Raw genomic sequence first — 20,574 nt, forward strand, 5'->3', positions numbered from 1 at the left:
TCCGGTTTTCAGGGCGCAAGCCCTTTTTTTGTTGTCCGGAAACGGCGAGCCCGACCCACGGTCCGCAGTCGAGCCAATAAGCGAAGCTGCAATCGTGCTTCTTAGACCGCCGAAAGGTAAATAAGTTGCAATCGTACATCTTATTTCGTCCAATAGACCGTTTCACGGCCATTTAGTTGCAAACGTACAACTAATTCGGCCTTTTTTTGCGTTTGGACGGGATTTCCGCCAAATAAGTTGTACGTTTACAAGTAATTACCGACAAACCTTAGATTGGATGTAAATTAGATGTACAAATGCAAGTAGTTGAACGGAGAGCCAAACCAATATCGATTTCCTTCTAAATCCTCAGCTGCTGCCTAGACTGTCAGTAGAAGACGAAGATGCGCGCCAGTCACAGACGGGCATGCCGATCGATCCCTCGTTGGACGGATGTGTCAACTCCGAGCAGAAAACCGATTTCGCCACCATATTTTAACCGTCATTTAAGCCGGGCTTAAAGCCGCGCTAAGATCGGAGGGGTAAGATGGGTTCATACCCAATCGGTATCCCGAAAGGCGGTATCCCCATGAAGCAATCGAAACAGACGGCCAAAGCGAAAGTTATGGCCGCAAGCACGCTCGCGCTGCTGCTCAGCGTGGGCGGCTCGTCCTGGGCCAATGGCGCGCATGCAGCGAAGGTGACCACCCAGCTCCAGACGGAGCGATGGAAATGGGAGGCTTCCACGCTGGCCAGCTTCAGCGAAAAACCCGCCGGAAGCAAACAGCCGCTTGACGAATCGCAACCGCAGAACGAATCGCAACCGCAGAACGTATAGCAACCGCAGAACGAATCGTAACCGCAGAACGTATAGCAACCGCAGAACGAATCGCAGCTGCAGGACGAATCGCAGACGGAGACGGGCGATCTTCAAGATTAGCGTAGAGCACCTCTGCATACTCGACTCGGATAGAACTGCCTTTGATGATAATGCGCCCAGCCAAGCACCGCGTTCAACGGTACATAGGCGCTTCCATCCTACAGCCCCGGCGGTCGTCCGGATTCAGCGAACGCAGGCGTGGTTCGGTACGGCTGCTTTTCCATAACTTCCATCTCAACAGACCGGCACGGGCGGCAGATACTACCTCGCAAAGAGCGAAGGAGGGATCTGCCGTGGTTCCGAACGTGGCATGGTGCAAAAAAGGAATCTTATCATTCCTGGTATCCATGGTCCTGATCCTGCATGCCGGCTGCGCGTCGAAGCCTCGGGTTGCGGAGCCGCAGCTTCATCCAAGCGGCATGCGCGCGGCACAGGCCGCGAGCGAAGCGGAGAAGACGGAGCAAGAGAGCAGAACGGCGTTAACCCGTCCCGCTCAAATCAAGCATCCGCAAGTTCCGGTGAGGGCGATATACGTCACGTCCCATGTCGCGCGAAGCAAACGGATGGAGAAGCTCGTCTCCTTGGTGGAGCAGACGGAACTGAACGCGATGGTCATCGACGTGAACGGCGCCTTCGGCAAAGTCCGCGCGGCTTCGGGCCAGGTACGGGTCGTGCCGAATCGGGCGGAGCCGCAGCTACGGCAGCTCGTCCGCAGGCTGAAGAACCGACGCATCTATCTCATCGCGCGCGTAGTCACGTTCAAGGACCCTGGACTTGCGGCCCTGCAGCCGAGATTGGCTCTGCAAGCGAAGAGCGGCGGCACGTGGAAGGATAAGTCCGGTTCCGCGTGGATCGATCCCTATCGGCAGGAGGCCTGGCAATACCCGCTTGCGGTCGCGGAGGCGGCGGCCAAGATGGGATTCGACGAGATCCAATTCGACTACGTGCGGTTCCCGGAAAACGGATCGCGCGTGAACCGGGAAGTCCGCTTTCACAATCCGGAAGGGATCGGCAAGAACGAGGTGATCCGCCGCTTCCTGCACGTCGCTTCGGACCGCGTTCATCGCGCGGGCGCTCTGGTGTCGGCCGACGTGTTCGGCCTGGTGGCTTCGCCCGGTCCGGACGGCGGCATCGGACAGAGCTGGCGCACCGTCGCGACGGAAGTCGACGTCATCTCTCCGATGGTCTACCCGTCGCACTACAATCCGGGCATGTGGGGCGTGAAGCAGCCGGACCTGATGCCGGGGGCCGTCGTGACGCATGCGCTGCAGGATGCCGCCAAGCAGAATCGCAAGCTGAACGAGGCCGGCATGGCCACCGCGCAGATCCGCCCTTGGCTGCAAGGCTTCACGGCCGGGTGGGTTCATCCGCACCAGCGATACGGGGCAGCGCAGATCCGCGAGCAGGTGCGAGCAGCTCGCCGGGCGGGGGTCGAGAACTACATGCTGTGGAACGCCGCAAGCCGTTACCAAGCGCTTCAAACGTAAGCGCCCAGTGGCCACAAACGCTTACATGGAGCGCTTTTCCAACCGTTCCGACCGCGCCTTGACAGCCTAGAAAGCCTCTGCTAAGATTGCCTATAATCAATTTGGAGCACCCTCGCAATTAATTCATTCAAGGGAGGAAATTCTTCGTGTGGCAAAACAAATTCGCCAAGGAAGGTCTCACGTTTGACGATGTCCTGCTCGTTCCGCGCAGCTCGTCGGTCCTGCCCCGGGACGTCGACGTATCGACGACGCTGAGCCCTTCGGTCAAGCTGAACATTCCGTTGATCAGCGCGGGCATGGACACGGTCACGGAAGCAGCCTTGGCGATCGCGATCGCTCGTGAAGGCGGGATAGGCATCATTCATAAGAACATGTCGGTGGCGCAGCAAGCGGAAGAGGTCGACCGGGTGAAACGATCGGAGAGCGGCGTCATCACGAACCCCTTCTCGCTCACGCCAGACCATCATGTATACGATGCCGAGGAGCTGATGGGCAAGTACCGCATCTCCGGCGTCCCGATCGTCGACGGCGAAGGCAAGCTGGTCGGCATCCTGACGAACCGCGACCTGCGTTTTGTCCACGATTACTCCATTAAGATCAACGAAGTGATGACGCGCGACAACTTGGTGACGGCTCCGGTCGGAACGACGCTGCAGGAAGCGGAAGTCCTCCTCCAGAAGCACAAGATCGAGAAGCTCCCGCTCGTCGACGAGTCGAACACGCTCAAGGGTCTCATCACGATCAAGGACATCGAGAAAGCGATCCAATTCCCGAACGCGGCCAAGGACCGTCACGGCCGCCTGCTGGCGGGCGCTGCGGTCGGCGTATCGAAGGATACGTTCGATCGGGCCGACGCGCTCGTGAAGTCCGGCGTCGACATGCTGGTCGTCGACTCCGCGCACGGCCACCACATCGACATCGTCACGATGGTCCGCAAGCTGCGCGAGCGCTACGCGGATCTGACGATTGTCGCGGGCAACGTCGCGACGGGCGAAGCGACCCGCGACCTCATCGAAGCCGGCGCGTCCGTCGTGAAGGTCGGCATCGGGCCGGGCTCCATCTGCACGACGCGCGTCATCGCGGGCATCGGCGTGCCGCAGATCACGGCGATCTACGACTGCGCGACCGTCGCGCGGGAATACAATGTGCCGATCATCGCGGACGGAGGCATCAAGTACTCCGGCGAGATCACGAAGGCGATCGCGGCCGGCGCGAATGCCGTCATGCTGGGCAGCTTGTTCGCAGGGACGGAAGAGAGCCCGGGCGAATCCGAGATTTACCAAGGCCGCCGTTACAAGTCTTACCGCGGCATGGGCTCGATCGGCGCGATGAAGGAAGGCTCCAAGGACCGTTACTTCCAGGAGGACGACTCCAAGCTCGTGCCGGAAGGCATTGAAGGCCGTCTTCCTTACAAGGGGCCGCTGAAGGACACGATCCATCAGCTCCTCGGGGGGCTGCGCTCCGGGATGGGCTATTGCGGTACGGGAACGCTGGATGAGCTCCGCAACGACACCGCGTTCGTCCGCATCACGGGCGCCGGTCTTCGCGAGAGCCACCCGCACGACGTCCAGATCACGAAGGAAGCCCCGAACTACTCGATGTGATTTCTTAAAAGATCGCCGCAGGGCAGAATGTTCTGTCCTGCGGCTTTTTCGTTACCTGCGGGTTGTGTTACAATAACAGACGGAGTTCATGGACGAATACGATAAATTGATAGAAATAAAGGAGAGACCGCGCGTTGAATCGACCTCATACGACCTTCTACCGTTCGCCGCTCTTGTCGCCTACTCGATTCATAGCTCTATTCCTGGCCTTCGCCATCCTGCTCGCCACATTCGCGTCGCGGCCGGCGGCTGCTGCGCCGGACGCCAGCGGCCTGCAGCTGCTAGGCAAGTCGGCGATTCTGATGGATGCCGCGACCGGTCAGATCCTCTACCAGAACAACGCCGCAGAAGCGCTCCCGCCGGCCAGCATGACGAAGATGATGACCGAATATCTCGTCTCGAAGGCGGTAAAGGAAGGCAAGCTCGACTGGAAGCAGACCATCACCGTGCAGGAGAATGCGGCCAAGCAGATCGGCAGCCGCGTCTTCCTCGCCGTCGGGGACAAGCATACGGTAGAAGAACTGTATATCGCCATGGCGGTCGGTTCGGCGAACGACGCGACCGTGCAGCTCGCGGAGACGGTCGCCGGCTCCGAGGAAGCGTTCGCGAAGCTGATGAACGATACGGCCAAGGAGCTGGGCATGAAGGATTCCCACTTCATCAACTCCACCGGCCTCGACCGTGCGGACATGCCTGAAGCGTACCGCCCGAGCTCGATCGACGGCGAGACCGTCATGTCGGCGAGAGATTCCGCGATTTTGGCATATCATATCATTAACGACTATCCGGAGTTCCTCGAGCACTCCAAGATCCCGAGCTTCAAGTTCCGCAAGACGGACAAGGACCCGGTCATCAACTGGAACTGGATGCTCGCCACGAACAAGGATGTCACGAACTTCAAGAAGTTCGCCTACCCGGGCGTCGACGGACTGAAGACCGGCCATACGTCCAAAGCGGGCAACTGCTTCACGGGGACTTCGCTGCAGAACGGCACGCGCCTCATCGCGGTGGTCATGGGCGTACCGGGCGGGGTGAACGACGGCAAGCGGTTTCTCGAGACGGCCAAGCTGTTCGACTACGGCTTCAACAACTTCGAGAAGAAGACGCTCGTGGCCGCGAAGAGCGCCGTACCGGAGCACGAGACGCTGAAGCTGAAGAAGGGCTCCAAGACGAAGCTGCCGGTTATCACCGCCAAGGATATCACCGTTATGCTGCCGAAAGGCCAAGCGGTCGAACCGACGGTCGCCGAAGTGAAGCCGACGGCGGATCCGCTGCTCGCGCCGGTGAAGCAAGGCGACAAGGTCGGCACGGTCACTTACAAGTACAAGGACCCCGCGACCCAAGAAGAGAAGCTCGCCACGGTCGATCTCATCGCGGCAGAGGACGTCAAGAAGGCAGGCTGGTTCACGCTGCTGCTGCGGGGAATCGCCAACTTCTTCAGCGGGCTGTTCAAAGGCATCGTCAACCTTTTCTAAGATAGCCGTATAGACGGCTGTCGTACCGCAAAATTCCGACCTTACGGATTGTCTATTCAAGAACCATCCTGTAAAATAAATGGTTAGAATCTATTGGAGGCGTGAGAAAATGGAGACAGGTACTTCTAGAGTGAAGCGCGGCATGGCCGAGATGCAAAAAGGCGGCGTCATCATGGACGTCATGAACGCCGAGCAAGCCAAGATCGCAGAAGCGGCAGGCGCGACTGCCGTCATGGCGCTGGAGCGCGTGCCTTCCGATATCCGCGCTGCAGGCGGCGTAGCCCGTATGGCGGACCCGACCATCGTCGAAGAAGTCATGAAGGTCGTCAGCATTCCGGTTATGGCCAAAGCCCGGATCGGCCACTATGTCGAAGCGAAGGTGCTCGAATCGCTCGGCGTCGACTACATCGACGAGAGCGAAGTGCTGACGCCGGCCGACGACGTATTCCATATCAGCAAATCCGACTTCACGGTTCCGTTCGTCTGCGGCGCCAAGGACCTCGGCGAAGCGCTGCGCCGCATCCAAGAAGGCGCGTCCATGCTTCGCACGAAGGGCGAACCGGGAACGGGCAACATCGTGGAAGCCGTACGCCATATGCGCCTCATCACGGGTCAGATCCGCAAGGTGCAGAACCTGTCGAAGGATGAGCTCTACCATGAAGCGAAGACGCTGGGCGTCCCTTACGACCTGCTGCTGGGCGTCCACGAGACGGGCCGCCTGCCGGTCGTCAACTTCGCGGCCGGCGGCGTAGCGACGCCTTCCGACGCGGCGCTGATGATGCACCTGGGCTCCGACGGCGTGTTCGTCGGCTCCGGTATCTTCAAGTCCGACAGCCCGGAGAAGTTCGCCCGCGCGATCGTCGAAGCAACGACGCATTACCAAGACTACGAGCTGATCGCCCGCGTATCCAAGAACTTGGGCACGCCGATGAAGGGCATCGAGATCTCCAAGCTGGACAACTCCCAACGCATGCAGGACCGCGGCATCTAAGACGCGATTCCGGGCACGGGCAGGGAGTCACGATCGGGCGGCTTCGCGACGGCTATCGAGCCGATCGCGGAGCCGCCCCGATTGGTTTTCATTCGGCGAAAGGACGGGAAGAAGCGATGAAAATCGGAGTGCTGGCCCTGCAAGGGGCGGTAGCGGAACATATCCGCAGCATCGAGTTGGCGGGCGGCGAAGGCGTGGCCGTGAAGCGTACGGAGCAGCTGGCCGAGATCGGAGGCTTGATCATCCCGGGCGGAGAGAGTACCACGATCGGCAAGCTGATGCGCAAATACGACTTCATGGACGCGATCCGCGCGTTCGCGGCAGCCGGCAAGCCGGTGTTCGGCACGTGCGCGGGCCTCATCGTTCTGGCTCAGCGGCTGGAGGGCGGAGAGGAACCCCACCTCGGACTGATGGATATGACGGTCGCGCGCAACGCGTTCGGCCGCCAGCGGGAGAGCTTCGAGACGGACCTCGACGTCAAAGGGATCGAGACGCCGCTGCGCGCCGTTTTCATCCGCGCGCCGCTCATCACGCAGGTCGGCGATCGGGTCGACGTCCTGTCCGTCTACAAGGACGAGATCGTGACCGCCCGGCAAGGCAATCTGCTCGCGTCCTCCTATCATCCCGAGCTGACGGACGACTATCGCCTGCACGGCCTGTTCCTGGACATGGCCCGCGAAGCCGCCGGAGCATGAGGACCATATCACCCTCGAATGGGAAAGGGGTTCAACCGTAACCATGATCGACGTTAGATTGCTACGCAACGACTATGACAAGGTCGCGCAGGCGCTGCGCAACCGCAATGCCCCGGAGGAGCTGATCGCCGGCTTCCCGGCGCTCGACAACAAGCGCCGGGAGCTGCAGACGGAGAGCGACAACCTGAAGAACCGCCGCAACGTCGTCTCCCAAGAGGTCGCCAAGCTGAAGAAGAGCGGCGGCAACGCGGACGAGCTGATCGCCGAGATGAAGACGGTCGGCGACCGGATCAAGCAGCTCGACGAAGAGCTGCGCGAGCTGGAGACCGAAGTCGACGCCCTGCTGCTCGCGATTCCGAACGTGCCGAACGAGAGCGTCCCGGTCGGCGCTTCCGAGGCCGACAATGTGGAGCTGCGCCGGGTGGGCGACCTGCCCGCCCTGGACTTTGAACCGAAGGCCCACTACGATCTGGCCGCGGAGCTCGGCATCCTCGACTTCGAGGCGGCGGCCAAGGTGACCGGCTCGCGCTTCGTCTTCTACAAAGGTCTCGGCGCCCGTCTGGAGCGCGCGCTGATCAACCTCATGATGGACCTGCACGCGGACGAGCACGGCTATGAGGAGATCCTGCCTCCGTATATCGTCAACCGCGACAGCCTCGTCGGCACCGGCCAGCTGCCGAAGTTCGAGGAGGACCTGTTCAAGCTCGCGGGCACCGACTACTTCCTCATCCCGACCGCCGAGGTGCCGGTGACGAACCTGCACCGCGAGGAGATCCTGAGTCCCGAAGACCTGCCGCGCAAGCTCGTCGCCTTCAGCGCATGCTTCCGCTCCGAGGCGGGGGCGGCAGGCCGCGATACGCGCGGATTGATCCGCCAGCACCAGTTCAACAAGGTCGAGCTCGTGCAGCTGGTCGATCCGGCGACGTCGTACGACGCGCTCGAAGCGTTGACCGGCCATGCGGAACGCGTGCTGCAAGTTCTGGGCCTGCCGTATCGCGTGTTGGCGCTGTGCACGGGCGACATGGGCTTCGCTTCGGCGAAGACGTACGACCTCGAGGTGTGGCTGCCTAGCGCGGGCACGTACCGGGAGATCTCGTCCTGTACGAACTTCGAGGACTTCCAGGCGCGCCGCGCGGGCATCCGCTTCCGCCGCGAGGCGGGCGCGAAGCCGGAGCACGTCCATACGTTGAACGGCTCCGGGCTCGCGCTGGGCCGCACCGTGGCCGCGATCCTGGAGAACTACCAGCTAGCGGACGGCACGGTCGTCGTGCCGGAAGCGCTGCGTCCCTACATGGGCGGGGTCGAACGGATCGCGCCGCGCAGGGGTTGATCATTGATTTAACCGTGTGATATGATTACGTGGCAGGTCCGGTTCCTTCGGGAACGGGGCGACTGCCCGTCATCTTGGAGAGATACCGAAGCGGTCATAACGGGGCGGTCTTGAAAACCGTTAGGGTGCAAGCCCACGTGGGTTCGAATCCCACTCTCTCCGCCATTCCATAGCAGCTACAGCCGATCCGCGCATGCGGATCGGCTTTTTTAGTGATACAGCACGCTTAATCATTTCCTAACGACCCCTGCAAAAACCAATCGGCCCGCATGTTGCGCCGATCGTATGAAGAAGTTCCGAGCAGGCCAACCTAACAGAGCGGAGGTGGCCGATATGTCAATCAATGACGATCAACTGAACGTCCCCCAAGGGGAACTGGTACAAGCATGGCAGCACACGCTGCCGGAACGGCTGACCGCCGGCGACCAAGCCGACGTGATGGCCGACGAATCCGATCCGACCAAGCTGCTCGTGCATATCCGCACGGCGGGCCGGCAGATGCTCGAGTTCGACTTCTCCGTGCAATACGTGGATAGCCGGGAGATCGATATTCAGCTGTCCGACGTCGAGCGGGACGGCCAATCGGTCGACGAGCGAACCGACGTCATGCAGGAGCTGATCTCGGACTATCGCCGGCATCTGCACGAGTGCGCGCAGGCGCTGCATCATTTTACCAACGCATAGAATGGGGTGTACGGCATGGCCAACGATAACGGAATGGCGGACAAAAACCTAAGCAACGTGGTCGAGGATCTCGCCGAGGCCCCGGTGAACGCCCATCACGCGCAGCAGCTGCAGCAGAAGCACAACGATCGGCGTCATCAGGATGCCTTGAATCACGACGAGCCGGTCAAGAGCCGCGCTTCGCTCGACCATCACGAGTAGCCGGGAGGAGGAAGCCGCATGAAGCCGAGAGCGCAATCCGTCGCACAGCCCGGCGAATCGGGCGGAGGACGCAAGGATCGGTCCGAACGCCAGCCGAACGAACCGCTGTCCGGATCGAAGAAAGTGAAGAACCATAATCACGTGAGCCATCACAATACCGAAGGTTAATCCCTCCCATAACGTTCAATCGCCTGCGTTTGTTCGCGGAAATCCCGGCTTCGGCCGGGATTTTTTTTGTCGAGAAACTAAACTGAGGCTACCAACCGCATTGTATATACTGGTATAATAATAAGAAAACATGCATTTAGGAGGTGCCTATGACCAGTTCCAAGCACAAGAAAGCCGTCCCGCCCAAAGTCAAAGCCACTACCCCAGTCAGGCACCATAAGCTGTCGCCGCTGGATATCACCCGCCGCGTGATCGCGATTATGGTCGGAGCCGTCCTGGTTGGCACCGCGCTAGAGATTTTCCTCGTGCCCAACAACATCATCGACGGCGGCATCACAGGCATATCCATTATCGTCGCGCACTTAACGAAGCTTCCGCTTGGCATCTTCCTCTTTCTGTTGAACTTGCCCTTCCTCATCGTCGGCTACAAATCCATCGGCAAGACCTTCGCGCTATCCACCTTGCTCGGTGTCATTACGTTGGCAGTCACAACCTCGTTGCTCCATCATGTAGATTCATTCACAGACCAGACCCTGCTTGCAGCCGTATTCGGCGGCATCCTCATGGGCGTCGGCGTCGGTATCGTCATCCGCTTCGGCGGCTCGACGGACGGGACGGAGATCGTCGCCATCGTCGTCAGCAAGCGCTCCCCGTTCTCCGTCGGCCAGATGGTCATGTTCATCAACTTCTTCATCTTAGGCAGCGCAGGCCTGGTGTTCGGGTGGGACAATGCGATGTTCTCCCTCATCGCCTATTATATAGCGTTCAAGGTCATCGATCTGACCATCGAAGGCTTCGACGAATCGAAGTCCGTCTGGATCATCAGCGACAACTACCGCGATATCGGAGACGCGATCGTCAGCCGTCTCGGCCGGGGCGTCACGTATCTGAACGGCGAAGGCGGCTATTCCGGCGACGCCAAGCAAGTCATCTTCTGCGTCATTACCCGTCTGGAGGAAGCGAAACTCAAATCCATCGTCACGGAGCTGGATCCGCTGGCGTTCCTCGCGGTCGGCAATATCCATGACGTGAAGGGCGGACGCTTCCGCAAGAAAGACATTCATTGACAACTTGCGCAATTATTACGAAGATTTTACGTTATTTTTAAATAAAAAAACTTCCCCCCCTCCCCGAATTAGGATACAATGTACCTGCTGCAAAGAGCAGACATTAGGATCGATAGGCTCGGGGAGGGTATTTAGAGATTGTTAAAACGTAAAAATTGGCTTGTTGCGCTGACTGCGCTCATGATGCTGGTGTTGGTATTGTCCGGATGCAGCGGCTCGAAGTCGCCGCAGGATACGTTGCAAGGGGCGATTAAGAAATCATCGGATATTAAATCCTATAGCATGAAGGGGAGCTTGAAGGTCGCCGACCTGAAGCTGCCCGAAGCGGTGACCGCGGATCCCGATTCCAGCATGGCGCTGGGCATTCTGCAGAACGCCGAGCTGTCCTGGACGGGCGCGTACCGCAAAGATCCGATGCTCATGGAAATCAATCTGCAGATCGCGATCAAGGGCGATCTGGCCATGACGTTCTCGCTGCCGATCATCATGAACGAGCAGAAGATGTGGATCAAGGTGCCGAACATCCCGATCTTCGGTCAGATGGGTCTGCCCGAGGATATCGTGGGCAAGTTCATCGAGATCGATATGAAGAAGCTGGCCGAACAGCAAGGCACCGAGATGCCTGCGATGGATATCGGTCAATCGCAGAAGCTCGTGAACGATCTGTCGGCGATCGTCTTCAAGCATATCGACGAGAAGACGTATCTGTCCAAAGTATCGGCCAAGGACGCGGGCATCCCGGACGAGTCGAAGATCAAGGACGTCATCCAGTTGCACGTAACCAAGGATCAAGTAGAGCCGTTCATTCAGACCGTGGTCACGAAGATCGCGCCTGAAGTGATCGACCTGCTGTCGAAGAACGAAGAATACCGCAAGATGCTTCAGCTGAAGCAGGAAGACCTCGACAAGGCGAAGCAAGAGCTCGACAAGACCAAGGACGAGGATCTGGCCAAGTCGATGGAGGACTTCAAGAAAGACGTCAAGTCGCTCGACATCGTCGTGAACACCGGCGTGAACGGCGACGGCTATGCGAGTTACAGCGATGCCACCATCAAGGCGGAGATCGACGACAACGGCCAGACCGGCAGCGGCACTCTGAAGGTCGTCTCCGAGATGACGGACATCAACGGCGACGTGAAGCTGATGGGCGAGCCGAAGCCGGAAGAGATCGTCCCGATGGACCAGCTGAACCAACTCGGCTTGGATAGTTTGGGCGGCAGTCTGTAAGTCGGCTTACACGCTGCTTGGCATATAGGAAAAGGAAACAAGGAGCTGTCCCTGCGGGGACGGCTCCTTTTTTGTATGGTCATGTCTAATCCTGTCTCCAATGTGATTTGAATCCGTATCGTCTCCGACATCGACGAGTCGCCCCCTAGCGATGCGATGCGGCGTTCGAAGCGGAGGGAGATGGCGCGGAGGACCGCCACAGCGGGGCGATGACGCCCAATGCGATGACGAACAGCAAGGCGGCCGAGACGTACATGAGTGCCAGCGGCATATGCGCCTTCAGCGTGCCGGCAAGGCTCATCATCGTCAGCATGGCTCCCGTCAGGAGCGGCGTGCGGATGCCCGTCACCCGGCCGATCATCCGCTCCTCCGTATGCTGCATCGTCAGGGCAGCGTTGCCCGCGAAGATCGCCGGCTGCAGCAGGGCGATCGCGAACTGCCCGGCCATGCAGAGCCACAGCGTCGTCGAGAGTCCCGTCGCCGCGATGCCGACCGCATTCACGAGCAGCCCGAGCGCGAGCAGCCGCTGGGGCGCGATCTTCATGGCGAGCTTCATGACGAGGAAGCCGCCGATCAGCTCCCCCGCGCCATAGGGGATCGTGATCCACTGGAGGGCTCCCAGCGGCAGGCCGAGCCGCTCGGTCACGAGGAACGCGCCGAGCGGCTGAATCAATCCGACGCCAAGGCCGACGACGGCGAAGCTGAGGCTGAGCAGCGAGAGCACGCGGCTCTTCAGCAGATACCGGAATCCGTCGGCGAACTGGGTAGACAGGCGGGACGGGTCGCCGGCTGGGGAATCGGCGGGGGAATGTCCGCCCGCCGACGCGTCATCTCTAGGCACGGCTGCGAGCGAGATCGCCGAGAGCGCAAAGGCCGATGCCGTGATGACCAGGGCCGCCCCGATGCCAAAGCGGGCGTACGCGAAAGTGCCAAGCGCCGGACCTGCGATCATGAATACGGCGAAGATCGTCTGGATCGCGGCCATCCCGACCGCCATCTCGGCTTCCGGCACATGGCGTTTGAACAGCTTCATGCCGGCCGGCTGGGAGAACTGCGACAGGATGGCGGAGACCAGCGCCGCCAGAAAGATCGCGTGCCAGTCGCCTGCGCGGAGCGCGATCCAGACGCCAAGCACCGAGCCCGCGCTCAGCCATTCGCAGAGGACGATCGTGCGTCTGGGCCGCCAGCGGTCCGCGAATACGCCGCCGATGATCGAGAACAGGAAGAGCGGCGCGTACTCCGCGACCGACACCAGCGCTACGGCGCCGGCATCGCCGCCGCTCCGCTCCATCACGTAGAGCAGGACGGCAAAGTTGCGGATCCAGATGCCGAGCTGCGCGAAGACCGCCGAAGCGAGTACCGCACGCAGGTAGCGGTTCGACAGCCAAGATGGACGGTTCGCCTCACGAGGCTGCGGCATCTTAATGCGCCTCCGGCCGCGAGAGGGGAATCTGAACCTCGGTCAGATGCTCCGAGACGTCCAGCGTCTCCTTGAAGCCGACGTGATGGATCTCGCGGGCGGGTCCGCTCGGACGATAACTGCCTCGCTCCATCCAGTCTTGCAGCGAGGCGTAAGCTTGCCTGAGCTCCGCATGGCCGCCGCGCTGGATGACGCAGGCCATCTCGCTCACCGCGGGTAGCTGCCGGACGCGGATTCGGCCGTTCTCCGGCGGGACCGGCTCCCCCAGCGGCAGAGCGACTTCGATGGGGACGCCATCGGAGACGTCGTCCGCCTCGTCGTCGGCCTTGTCGTTCGGATCATACGCATCTACCGCTAAGCGTTCTCCCTCCTCGGCCGTATGGCCGTACAGCGCGATCGCCGTCCCGATCGCCATTCCGTACCGCTGCGCATAGCCGACCAATTCCTCCCACAGCCGGCCTTGCTGGCCGTAATCGGACAGCGTGTCCCGCAGCGAGAGAACCGGCAAGGCGGGCACTTCCTTCACCAGCACCTCCAGCGCTCCGGGCGCTTGGCCGAACCCGGACCGGATGCCGCCCATGAGCGCGCGGATGCGGGAGAGCTGATCCTGTTCGGACCGGATCGCGTCCTCGATCTCGCCCGCCCTCTGCTCGAGCATGGCCAGGACGATCCGGTCGGCCTGCCCGCTGCCGAGCAGCGTCGCGATCTGCTGCAGGGAGAAGCCGAAGTCCCTCAGCATCAGAATGCGGTGCAGCTGCGGGAGCTGCTGGGCGGAATAATAGCGGTAGCCGGTCTGCTCGTCGATATGGGCGGGCTTCAGCAGGCCTACTTCGTCATAGTATCGCAGCGTCTTGACGGACACTTTGTTCAAGCTGGCGAATTCGCCGATGCGCAGCATGGGGCGTACGCCTCCTTCTCCTCTTGAGATAAGAGGAGCATAATCCCTCCTGTCGGAGGAGAGTCAATCCCTCACCGACAGATTACCCCAAGGCGCCCTTCTTGTCATGGACTCGCATACTGCTCGGCGACGCGCAGCGCGTTCGCCCGGACGGCTTCGGCGATCCGCGCAGGCGCGAGCACGCGCAGATCCTCCCGGAAGCTGAGCAGGAAGCCGGTCAGCCATTCGCCCTCGGGCAGCGCCGCCCGCACGACGAGCGAGCCGTCCGGCTGCCGCTCGATCTGCGCTTCTTCGAATTGATCCTCCGCGCGCGCCTTGGCCGCGTTGGCGAAGCGCAAAGTCAGCTCGACCGTCTCCGTCTGCGGCAGCGCGTCCCATCTTCCGTTCAATTGAGAGATCGTCTCCGGCCGGCGTTCGAACGTCTCCTCCAGCGTTTGCAGCGCATGAATCCGGGAGAGCCTGAAGATACGATAGTCATCGCGCGTCCGGCAGTACGCATACAGGTACCAGGCGTAACCCTTGTGCGCCAGCCCCATCGGCTCCGCGGTGCGTTCGGTCCCGTCTCCCTGCCCGTCGGTATAGGCGAATCGGACAAGCCTTTGTTCCAGGACGGCTTGATGCAGGCGGTCGTACTTGTCCCGGTCGCTCTTCGAGCTCCGCCAGGGCTTCAGATCGATCAGAATGCGCTCCGACTCGGCGCCGGCGCCGCCATCCCGTCCGGCTTGAGCGGCCAACGTCCCGACTTGTTCCAGCAATCCGTCTACGTTCTCGGCACTTAACGCCGGTGCGGATTGGAGGCTCCGCAGCGAGGTGGCGATCGCGGTCAGTTCGCCCAGGGTCAGCGTACGCCGATTCATCCGCCAGTCGTCCTGCAGCTCGAAGCCTCCGTCCGTCCCCGCATAGGAGACGATCGGAAGGCCGGCCTGGACGAGCGTCTCCACGTCGCGGTAGATGGTGCGCAGAGAGACTTGAAGCCGCTCGGACAGCTCCGTTGCGTTAATCCGGTTGCGGCCCAGCAGCAGCATGACGATAGACAGCAGACGATCCAGCTTCATGGCATCCCATCCTTCCCTTCCTAAGAATTGTTTGGCGGAACGGTGGCTGGAGTCTGAGCTGGATTCCGCCCGCTTGAGAGCAGTATAACGCGGAGCCGTTGACACCAGTGTGTCAGGGATAGGGAGACGGTTATCAGAAATTTATAGAGAAGGGCGGGAGAACCCTGACATAAGGTTGTCAGGGCGGCTCTTGTAGAATGAATGTAGAACGGGAGAGAGCGGAATGCTGGATCCGAGGAAAGGGGAAAACGTCATGACCAACGCGGCACGTGAGCCGGATAGGGCGACAGGAACAGAGGAAGTACTGACCAAGCGCCGGCTGAACCGGGCGCTGCTGGCGAGGCAGCATCTGCTGCGCCGGGCGGACTTGTCCGCGCTGGAAGCGATCGAGCACCTGGTCGGCTTACAGGCCCAGGCGCCGAATCCGCCTTATATCGGCCTGTGGGCGCGACTGAACGGCTTCCAGCCGGATGACCTGGGCCGGCTAATCAAGGGCAGGCAGGCGGTGCGCATCGTACTGATGCGCGGCACGATCCACCTGGTGAGCGCCCGCGACTGCCTCCAGATGCGGCCTCTGACGCAGCCCGTCCTCGACCGCTGGCTCTCCGGCCTGGCGAACAAGTCGCTTGGCTGCGTGGACCGCGCCGAACTGGCCGAGGCGGGGCGAGCGCTCGTGGAGGAGCGGCCGCTCTCGTTCAGCGAGCTGGGCGCGGCGCTCGGCAGCCGCTGGCCCGATCATGATCCGCATGCCCTCGGGGATGCGATCCGCGCCATGGTTCCGCTCGTCCAGGTGCCGCCTCGGGGGATCTGGGGAGCTAGCGGGCAGGCCAAGCATACGTCGGCGGAGTCGTGGCTGGGCCGGCCGCTGGACGCGGATGCCTCGCTGGAGACGCTGGTCGTCCGTTATCTGCGCGCCTTCGGCCCCGCGACGGTCATGGACGTCCAGACTTGGTCGGGCTTGACGGGACTGCGGAGCGTCCTGGAGACGCTGCGTCCCCGCCTGGCGACGTTCCGCGACGAGCACGGCAACGAACTGTTCGACGTCCCGGACGCCCCGCGGCCCGATGCGGATACGCCGGCCCCGGTTCGCTTCATCGGCGAGTTCGACAACATGCTGCTGTCCTACGCGGACCGCTCCCGCATCCTGCCGGAGGCATACCGCTCCCAGGTGTTCACGGTCAACGGCATTATCCGCTCGACTTTCCTCGTGGACGGCTTCGTCCGCGGCCTGTGGACGACGGAGCGGAAGCGGGGCGTCGCCACGCTGATCGTCAAGCCCTTCGAACCGCTCGGCCCCGCGGATCTTCAGGCGTTGACGGAGGAGGGCGAACGGCTCCTGGAGTTCAGCGCGCCGGATGCGGCCGTGCGGGAGATCCGATTCGAAGCCTAATGGAAGGGGCTGTCTCAGGTCATATAGTGACCTAGGACAGCCTACCAAGATACGGATTGGATTACCGTTTTCGCGATCCCCACGGTTTGAAGACCGAGATCGCGAACAGCCCGACTAGAGACACGATCTGGAGAACGATCCCGATCCGAAGCTGCCCGCTATTCACGATGAAGTCCGGATCAAGGACAGCGTGTCCCCTCTCAGACGATACCAGCGTAACCGCTCTCAGCGTCCACCAGTACATACCAATGGGCCCAATGATAATGAAGAAGAAAGTTAATACTTCCTTGGCGATAATCCAGTAATGCTTGAATAGCCCCCATGGCGTCCACACGGACAGTAAAATCCCGGTTGCCAAAGCGGCGATCGTCGAATACCGGACGGTCGTCTTGGCCAGCATGTGCATCATGGTGTAGCACGCTTGGAGTACACCTTCATCATTTGTGTTGGCCGCGGTAATGCTTAGAAACAGAAAAACGATGGCCACGCCTAACATAATCGCGGAAAACAATAGGTGGAGCGTGAGCAGCCACCTTTTTCGGGTTATGCCGAGCTTTCTCAACCCATTCACCCCCTGTCTTCTAATTCATGATAGTACTTGTTTCTAAATGGGCTCTAAAATGAAATCTAAAAAAAGGATAAACATGCCGTTGCGAACGAATAGGACATCTGTCCTTTAAGCCCAGCCCCTCCATCGATTACACTTAATGACAGAAGACATCGGATCTCATCCGGAGCCGAGTCGCGGGAGGAATGCCGGTGGAGACGACGAGAGATGCCGCGGCGGCGGGAAGGCTGTTGGCCGGCGTTGGCTTGGGCGGCATATTCATGCCCGAGAGCGTGGCTTCGATGGAGCTGCGGACGTATGCCGACAAGGAGCGGGTCTGCGACCGTGGAGAGCTCTTGGGCGGGCTGTATGTGGTCGTGGCGGGACGGCTGAAGATCTACACCGTGCTCCCGAACGGCAAGACGATGCTGCTGCGGTTCTCAACCGCGCCGATGCTGATCGGCGATGTCGAATGGAGCGGTCATTATCCGGCGTGCAATTCGGTGGAAGCGTCCGGCCGGGCGACGCTGCTGTTCCTCGGCAGGACGCATGTCCAGGCGAACGAGATGAACAATCCGCCATTTCTGCAATTGATGATCCGCAACCTGAGCCACAAATTGTCTACGCTCGGCAACGGCGCCTCGACCAACCTTCTCTACCCGACGGAGCATCGGGTCGCCAGCTATCTGCTGACCCTGCTCCCGAGTGCCGGCGAGACGGGACCCCGAGAGGAGATCCGCACCACCAACCTGATGGAGATGGCGGAGCTGCTGGGCACGAGTTACCGTCACTTGAACCGCGTCATCAAGCGGCTGGCGGACAGCGGCCTGCTCAGCCGGCGAAGGGGCCGGTTGTACGTGCTGGACGAAGAGAAGCTGCGGGCGTTCGCGGACAATCACCTATATACGTAGCAGCGCGACCACAGAGGGGAAGAGGATCGATATGGCCGGCATCCTATACGCCATCGCGGCGGGCATTATCATTGCCATGCAGGGCGCGATGAATTCGAGAGTCAACGAGAAAGCCGGCGTCTGGATGACCACGACGTTCGTTCACGGCACGGGGTTCATCGTCTCGCTGCTGCTGTATTTATGGCTGAGGGGCGGCAGTCTGGACAACGTCTTTCAGTTGAACAAAGGATATCTGCTGGGCGGCGTGCTGGGCGTCGGGATCGTCGTGGGCGTGACCTTGAGCATCGGGCAGCTGGGCGCGGCGTACGCGGTGGCGATTGTCCTGGTCGCGGAGCTCGTCTTCGCTCTGGCGATCGACAGCTTCGGGCTATTCGGCTCGCCGCGCGTCGCGTTCGAGTGGAACCGGATCATCGGCGTCGTCGTGATGATCGCGGGCATTCTGATCTTCAAGTGGAAATAAACCCGGGGCAAAGGCGCGTACTGCGGTATTTTTGATTATGCTCGCAGGCGAGAGACATCTTTGCGTGCGACCGCCATTTCGAATGGATGAGGGTCAGCCTCATTCAAAACAGGTTTAACAAAGCTGCGGAAAGCACAGGGAATCCGGGCTTTTTTGCGTTTCCGGCGAATTTGCCACAGCAAACGTTTTTCAAATAACGGTTGAATTCCTCCATGCCGGTCCATAGAATGGGGATTACCGCGGGGTTCTAGTAAATATAGTGCGATCGATGTCAATATTGTTCGATTTTATTCGGGAACGCGGAATAGTAAATTGAAAGCAGCAACACCTGGGAGTGGCAGCCGATGAGAAAAATTAGCATGGGAAACTTTGCTTTCTGGCGTTGGTCGATTTTCCCCAAAATATTACTTGTCTTTGTTTTGATCATTACCCCGTTTTATTTCATCGGCATCGTCTTAAACGAAAGAGGATCGGAGAGCGTGTACTCGGAGATTTCCCAATCGATGATCTCCCGCTTGAAGTTTTATTCGAATCTGCTCGATCTGGAATTTGATAAAGTCATCCGCTTTCAGAATGAATTCGTGAACGACGACGATTTGATCGAATTAAGCGGCAAATCCGAGATCATGACCGATCCCGAAAAGGCATTCGCCATGCTCCATCTGCAAAAGCGGCTTCTGCAGCTCAAATACGCCAGCAGCTATATCCAGGATGTCAAGGTCTATATCCCCTCTATTTCGTATGTCATATCCGCGAACAAGCTGTACGATGACTTACCGGAAAGCGAGTTTGCTGCGCTGCAGCAATTAAAAGCCCAATCGACCTCTCCGTTCATTCAATGGGAGGGACGTCTGTTCATCCCGCAGCCGAATCCCGGGTGGACTTATCTGGATCACAAGCCCCCCGTCTATCTCCTGGCCGTTGAAATCTCAAAAGCCACATTGGAAAAGACGCTAGGGTCGTTGTCCATCGGCGAGGACGGAATCGGGTTTATTAGCGGGGGGAATCGCGCGTGGACTGTCGCCTCCCGTCCCGATCATTCGAATCTGCTTTCGGATTTGGAAAGCGGCGAGGAGACGCGTGGCGACCGGAATCCATTTACATGGATTCAGTCGAACAAAAGATATACCGTATTCCGGGAAAAGTTGGACCATCTAGGGGCGACGGTCTATATGTCGATGCTGGAAACGGAACTTACGGGACAATTGAAGCGGTATAACATGTGGTATTGGACCTTATCCTTGTTGTCCATTGTCGCCATTATTCTATTTGCCACGTGGATTTTCCGGACGATTCAACAGCCGCTTCGGAAACTGGTGAGGGCTTTTCGCCGATTGGAAACGGGGGATCTCAGTGTGGTCGTCGGCCATGGGGGCAGGGACGAATTCCATTATTTGTACAGCCAGTTCAACGTAACGGTGCAAAAGCTGAACGTGTTGATCGAAGAAGTCTACGAGCAGAAATACCGGGTCCAGCTTTCCGAGCTGCGCCAGCTCCAGTCGCAAATCAACCCTCACTTTCTGTATAATTCCTTCTTCAGCATGCAAGCGATGGCCCGGCTCGGGGATCTCAACGGCATCGATAAATATACGAAATTTCTGGGCGAATATTTCCAATACGTCACCCGAAACGGCCAAACCGACGTGCCGCTCGCGAACGAGATCCATCACGTTATCGTGTACACGGAAATCCAAAAGATCCGATTCCGCAACCGCATTGAATCCAGAATCGAAGAAATACCGCCCTCCTATGCCGATTTCGCCGTGCCAAGGCTGATTTTGCAGCCTTTGGTGGAGAATGCTTTTAAATACGGATTGGAAAACAAAAAGGCGGGAGGGCTGCTCGTCATCGGCTTTCGGGCGGACGCTTCCGGCCTGCGGATCATCTTGGAAGACAATGGCGAGAGCGTCAGCGAGGAACAACTCGAACGTTTGAATGCGCTACTCAGAACGTCGCAGCTCGAGGGGGAGACGACGGGATTGATCAACGTCCACCGCCGCTTGCAAATCAAGTTCGGGAGCTCCGGCGGGCTGACCGTCTCTCGCGGACCATTGGGCGGATTCAAGGTCGTCGTCGCGTTCCCCGCCAAGACAGAGGAGTGAACG

At 59.8% G+C, this 20,574-nt stretch carries 20 protein-coding genes and 1 tRNA gene; 17 read left to right on the forward strand and 4 right to left on the reverse strand.

All coding sequences use genetic code 11. From position 1 onward, the window contains the following. Positions 1–568: 568 nt before the first annotated feature. The 13 genes from H7C19_RS05695 to H7C19_RS05755 all read left to right on the forward strand — a co-directional run bounded on the left by H7C19_RS05695 (position 569) and on the right by H7C19_RS05755 (position 11,788). Positions 569–817, forward strand: coding sequence for a hypothetical protein (locus H7C19_RS05695; protein WP_185141624.1), 249 nt, complete (start codon positions 569–571; stop codon positions 815–817). 335 nt (positions 818–1,152) lie between these two features. Next, on the forward strand, positions 1,153–2,346 hold the full coding sequence (locus tag H7C19_RS05700) for a putative glycoside hydrolase (RefSeq protein ID WP_185141625.1): 1,194 nt from the start codon (positions 1,153–1,155) through the stop codon (positions 2,344–2,346). 146 nt (positions 2,347–2,492) lie between these two features. Beyond that, positions 2,493–3,950: an IMP dehydrogenase gene (guaB, locus tag H7C19_RS05705; protein WP_185141626.1), complete on the forward strand. Its 1,458-nt coding sequence runs from the start codon at positions 2,493–2,495 to the stop codon at positions 3,948–3,950. Positions 3,951–4,084: 134 nt separating this feature from the next. Further along, positions 4,085–5,425: a D-alanyl-D-alanine carboxypeptidase family protein gene (locus tag H7C19_RS05710; protein ID WP_185141627.1), complete on the forward strand. Its 1,341-nt coding sequence runs from the start codon at positions 4,085–4,087 to the stop codon at positions 5,423–5,425. Between the two features lie 109 nt (positions 5,426–5,534). After that, entirely contained in the window at positions 5,535–6,416 is an 882-nt protein-coding gene (gene pdxS / locus H7C19_RS05715; protein WP_185141628.1) for a pyridoxal 5'-phosphate synthase lyase subunit PdxS, read from the forward strand. Between the two features lie 116 nt (positions 6,417–6,532). Then, positions 6,533–7,111, forward strand: a complete 579-nt coding sequence (gene pdxT, locus H7C19_RS05720; RefSeq protein ID WP_185141629.1) for a pyridoxal 5'-phosphate synthase glutaminase subunit PdxT — start codon at positions 6,533–6,535, stop codon at positions 7,109–7,111. 43 nt (positions 7,112–7,154) lie between these two features. Then, a complete protein-coding gene (gene serS, locus H7C19_RS05725; protein WP_185141630.1) occupies positions 7,155–8,441 on the forward strand; it encodes a serine--tRNA ligase in 1,287 nt (428 codons plus the stop codon). 76 nt (positions 8,442–8,517) lie between these two features. Next, a tRNA-Ser gene (locus H7C19_RS05730) sits at positions 8,518–8,606 on the forward strand. A gap of 168 nt (positions 8,607–8,774) precedes the next feature. Continuing rightward, the gene (locus tag H7C19_RS05735; RefSeq protein ID WP_185141631.1) at positions 8,775–9,125 is read left to right on the forward strand and encodes a hypothetical protein; all 351 of its coding nucleotides are present in this window, start codon (positions 8,775–8,777) and stop codon (positions 9,123–9,125) included. A gap of 15 nt (positions 9,126–9,140) precedes the next feature. After that, the gene (locus H7C19_RS05740; RefSeq protein ID WP_185141632.1) at positions 9,141–9,326 is read left to right on the forward strand and encodes a hypothetical protein; all 186 of its coding nucleotides are present in this window, start codon (positions 9,141–9,143) and stop codon (positions 9,324–9,326) included. Positions 9,327–9,344: 18 nt separating this feature from the next. After that, positions 9,345–9,494: a small acid-soluble spore protein P gene (locus H7C19_RS05745; protein WP_185141633.1), complete on the forward strand. Its 150-nt coding sequence runs from the start codon at positions 9,345–9,347 to the stop codon at positions 9,492–9,494. Between the two features lie 149 nt (positions 9,495–9,643). Beyond that, on the forward strand, positions 9,644–10,561 hold the full coding sequence (locus H7C19_RS05750; protein WP_185141634.1) for a YitT family protein: 918 nt from the start codon (positions 9,644–9,646) through the stop codon (positions 10,559–10,561). Between the two features lie 138 nt (positions 10,562–10,699). Then, positions 10,700–11,788 (forward strand): hypothetical protein, encoded by a 1,089-nt coding sequence (locus tag H7C19_RS05755; RefSeq protein ID WP_185141635.1) that lies wholly within the window; start codon positions 10,700–10,702, stop codon positions 11,786–11,788. Between the two features lie 145 nt (positions 11,789–11,933). Here H7C19_RS05755 and H7C19_RS05760 read toward each other — a convergent pair whose 3' ends face one another. The 3 genes from H7C19_RS05760 to H7C19_RS05770 all read right to left on the reverse strand — a co-directional run bounded on the left by H7C19_RS05760 (position 11,934) and on the right by H7C19_RS05770 (position 15,161). Then, positions 11,934–13,208 (reverse strand): MFS transporter, encoded by a 1,275-nt coding sequence (locus H7C19_RS05760; protein ID WP_185141636.1) that lies wholly within the window; start codon positions 13,206–13,208, stop codon positions 11,934–11,936. A 1-nt stretch (position 13,209) separates the two neighbouring features. Next, complete coding sequence (locus tag H7C19_RS05765; protein WP_185141637.1) at positions 13,210–14,106, reverse strand: MerR family transcriptional regulator; 897 nt, start codon at positions 14,104–14,106, stop codon at positions 13,210–13,212. 104 nt (positions 14,107–14,210) lie between these two features. After that, positions 14,211–15,161: a helix-turn-helix transcriptional regulator gene (locus H7C19_RS05770; RefSeq protein WP_185141638.1), complete on the reverse strand. Its 951-nt coding sequence runs from the start codon at positions 15,159–15,161 to the stop codon at positions 14,211–14,213. A 223-nt stretch (positions 15,162–15,384) separates the two neighbouring features. Here H7C19_RS05770 and H7C19_RS05775 point away from each other — a divergent pair, with 223 nt between their 5' ends. Continuing rightward, positions 15,385–16,551 carry a winged helix DNA-binding domain-containing protein gene (locus tag H7C19_RS05775; RefSeq protein WP_246469320.1) on the forward strand — a complete coding sequence of 389 codons (1,167 nt, stop codon included), beginning with the start codon at positions 15,385–15,387 and terminating at the stop codon, positions 16,549–16,551. Between the two features lie 61 nt (positions 16,552–16,612). Here H7C19_RS05775 and H7C19_RS05780 read toward each other — a convergent pair whose 3' ends face one another. Next, the gene (locus tag H7C19_RS05780) at positions 16,613–17,122 is read right to left on the reverse strand and encodes a DUF2269 family protein (RefSeq protein WP_313731408.1); all 510 of its coding nucleotides are present in this window, start codon (positions 17,120–17,122) and stop codon (positions 16,613–16,615) included. Positions 17,123–17,310: 188 nt separating this feature from the next. On the opposite strand from H7C19_RS05780, the gene H7C19_RS05785 reads away from it, so the two are divergent. From H7C19_RS05785 to H7C19_RS35405, 3 genes are all read left to right on the forward strand, one after another. Continuing rightward, positions 17,311–18,009: a Crp/Fnr family transcriptional regulator gene (locus H7C19_RS05785; protein ID WP_185141640.1), complete on the forward strand. Its 699-nt coding sequence runs from the start codon at positions 17,311–17,313 to the stop codon at positions 18,007–18,009. Positions 18,010–18,040: 31 nt separating this feature from the next. Further along, the gene (locus H7C19_RS05790; RefSeq protein ID WP_185141641.1) at positions 18,041–18,469 is read left to right on the forward strand and encodes a DMT family transporter; all 429 of its coding nucleotides are present in this window, start codon (positions 18,041–18,043) and stop codon (positions 18,467–18,469) included. Between the two features lie 479 nt (positions 18,470–18,948). After that, positions 18,949–20,571, forward strand: coding sequence for a sensor histidine kinase (locus H7C19_RS35405; RefSeq protein WP_185141642.1), 1,623 nt, complete (start codon positions 18,949–18,951; stop codon positions 20,569–20,571). Positions 20,572–20,574: the final 3 nt, after the last annotated feature.

It is taken from the genome of Cohnella nanjingensis, assembly GCF_014212125.1.
GTDB lineage: Bacteria > Bacillota > Bacilli > Paenibacillales > Paenibacillaceae > Cohnella > Cohnella nanjingensis.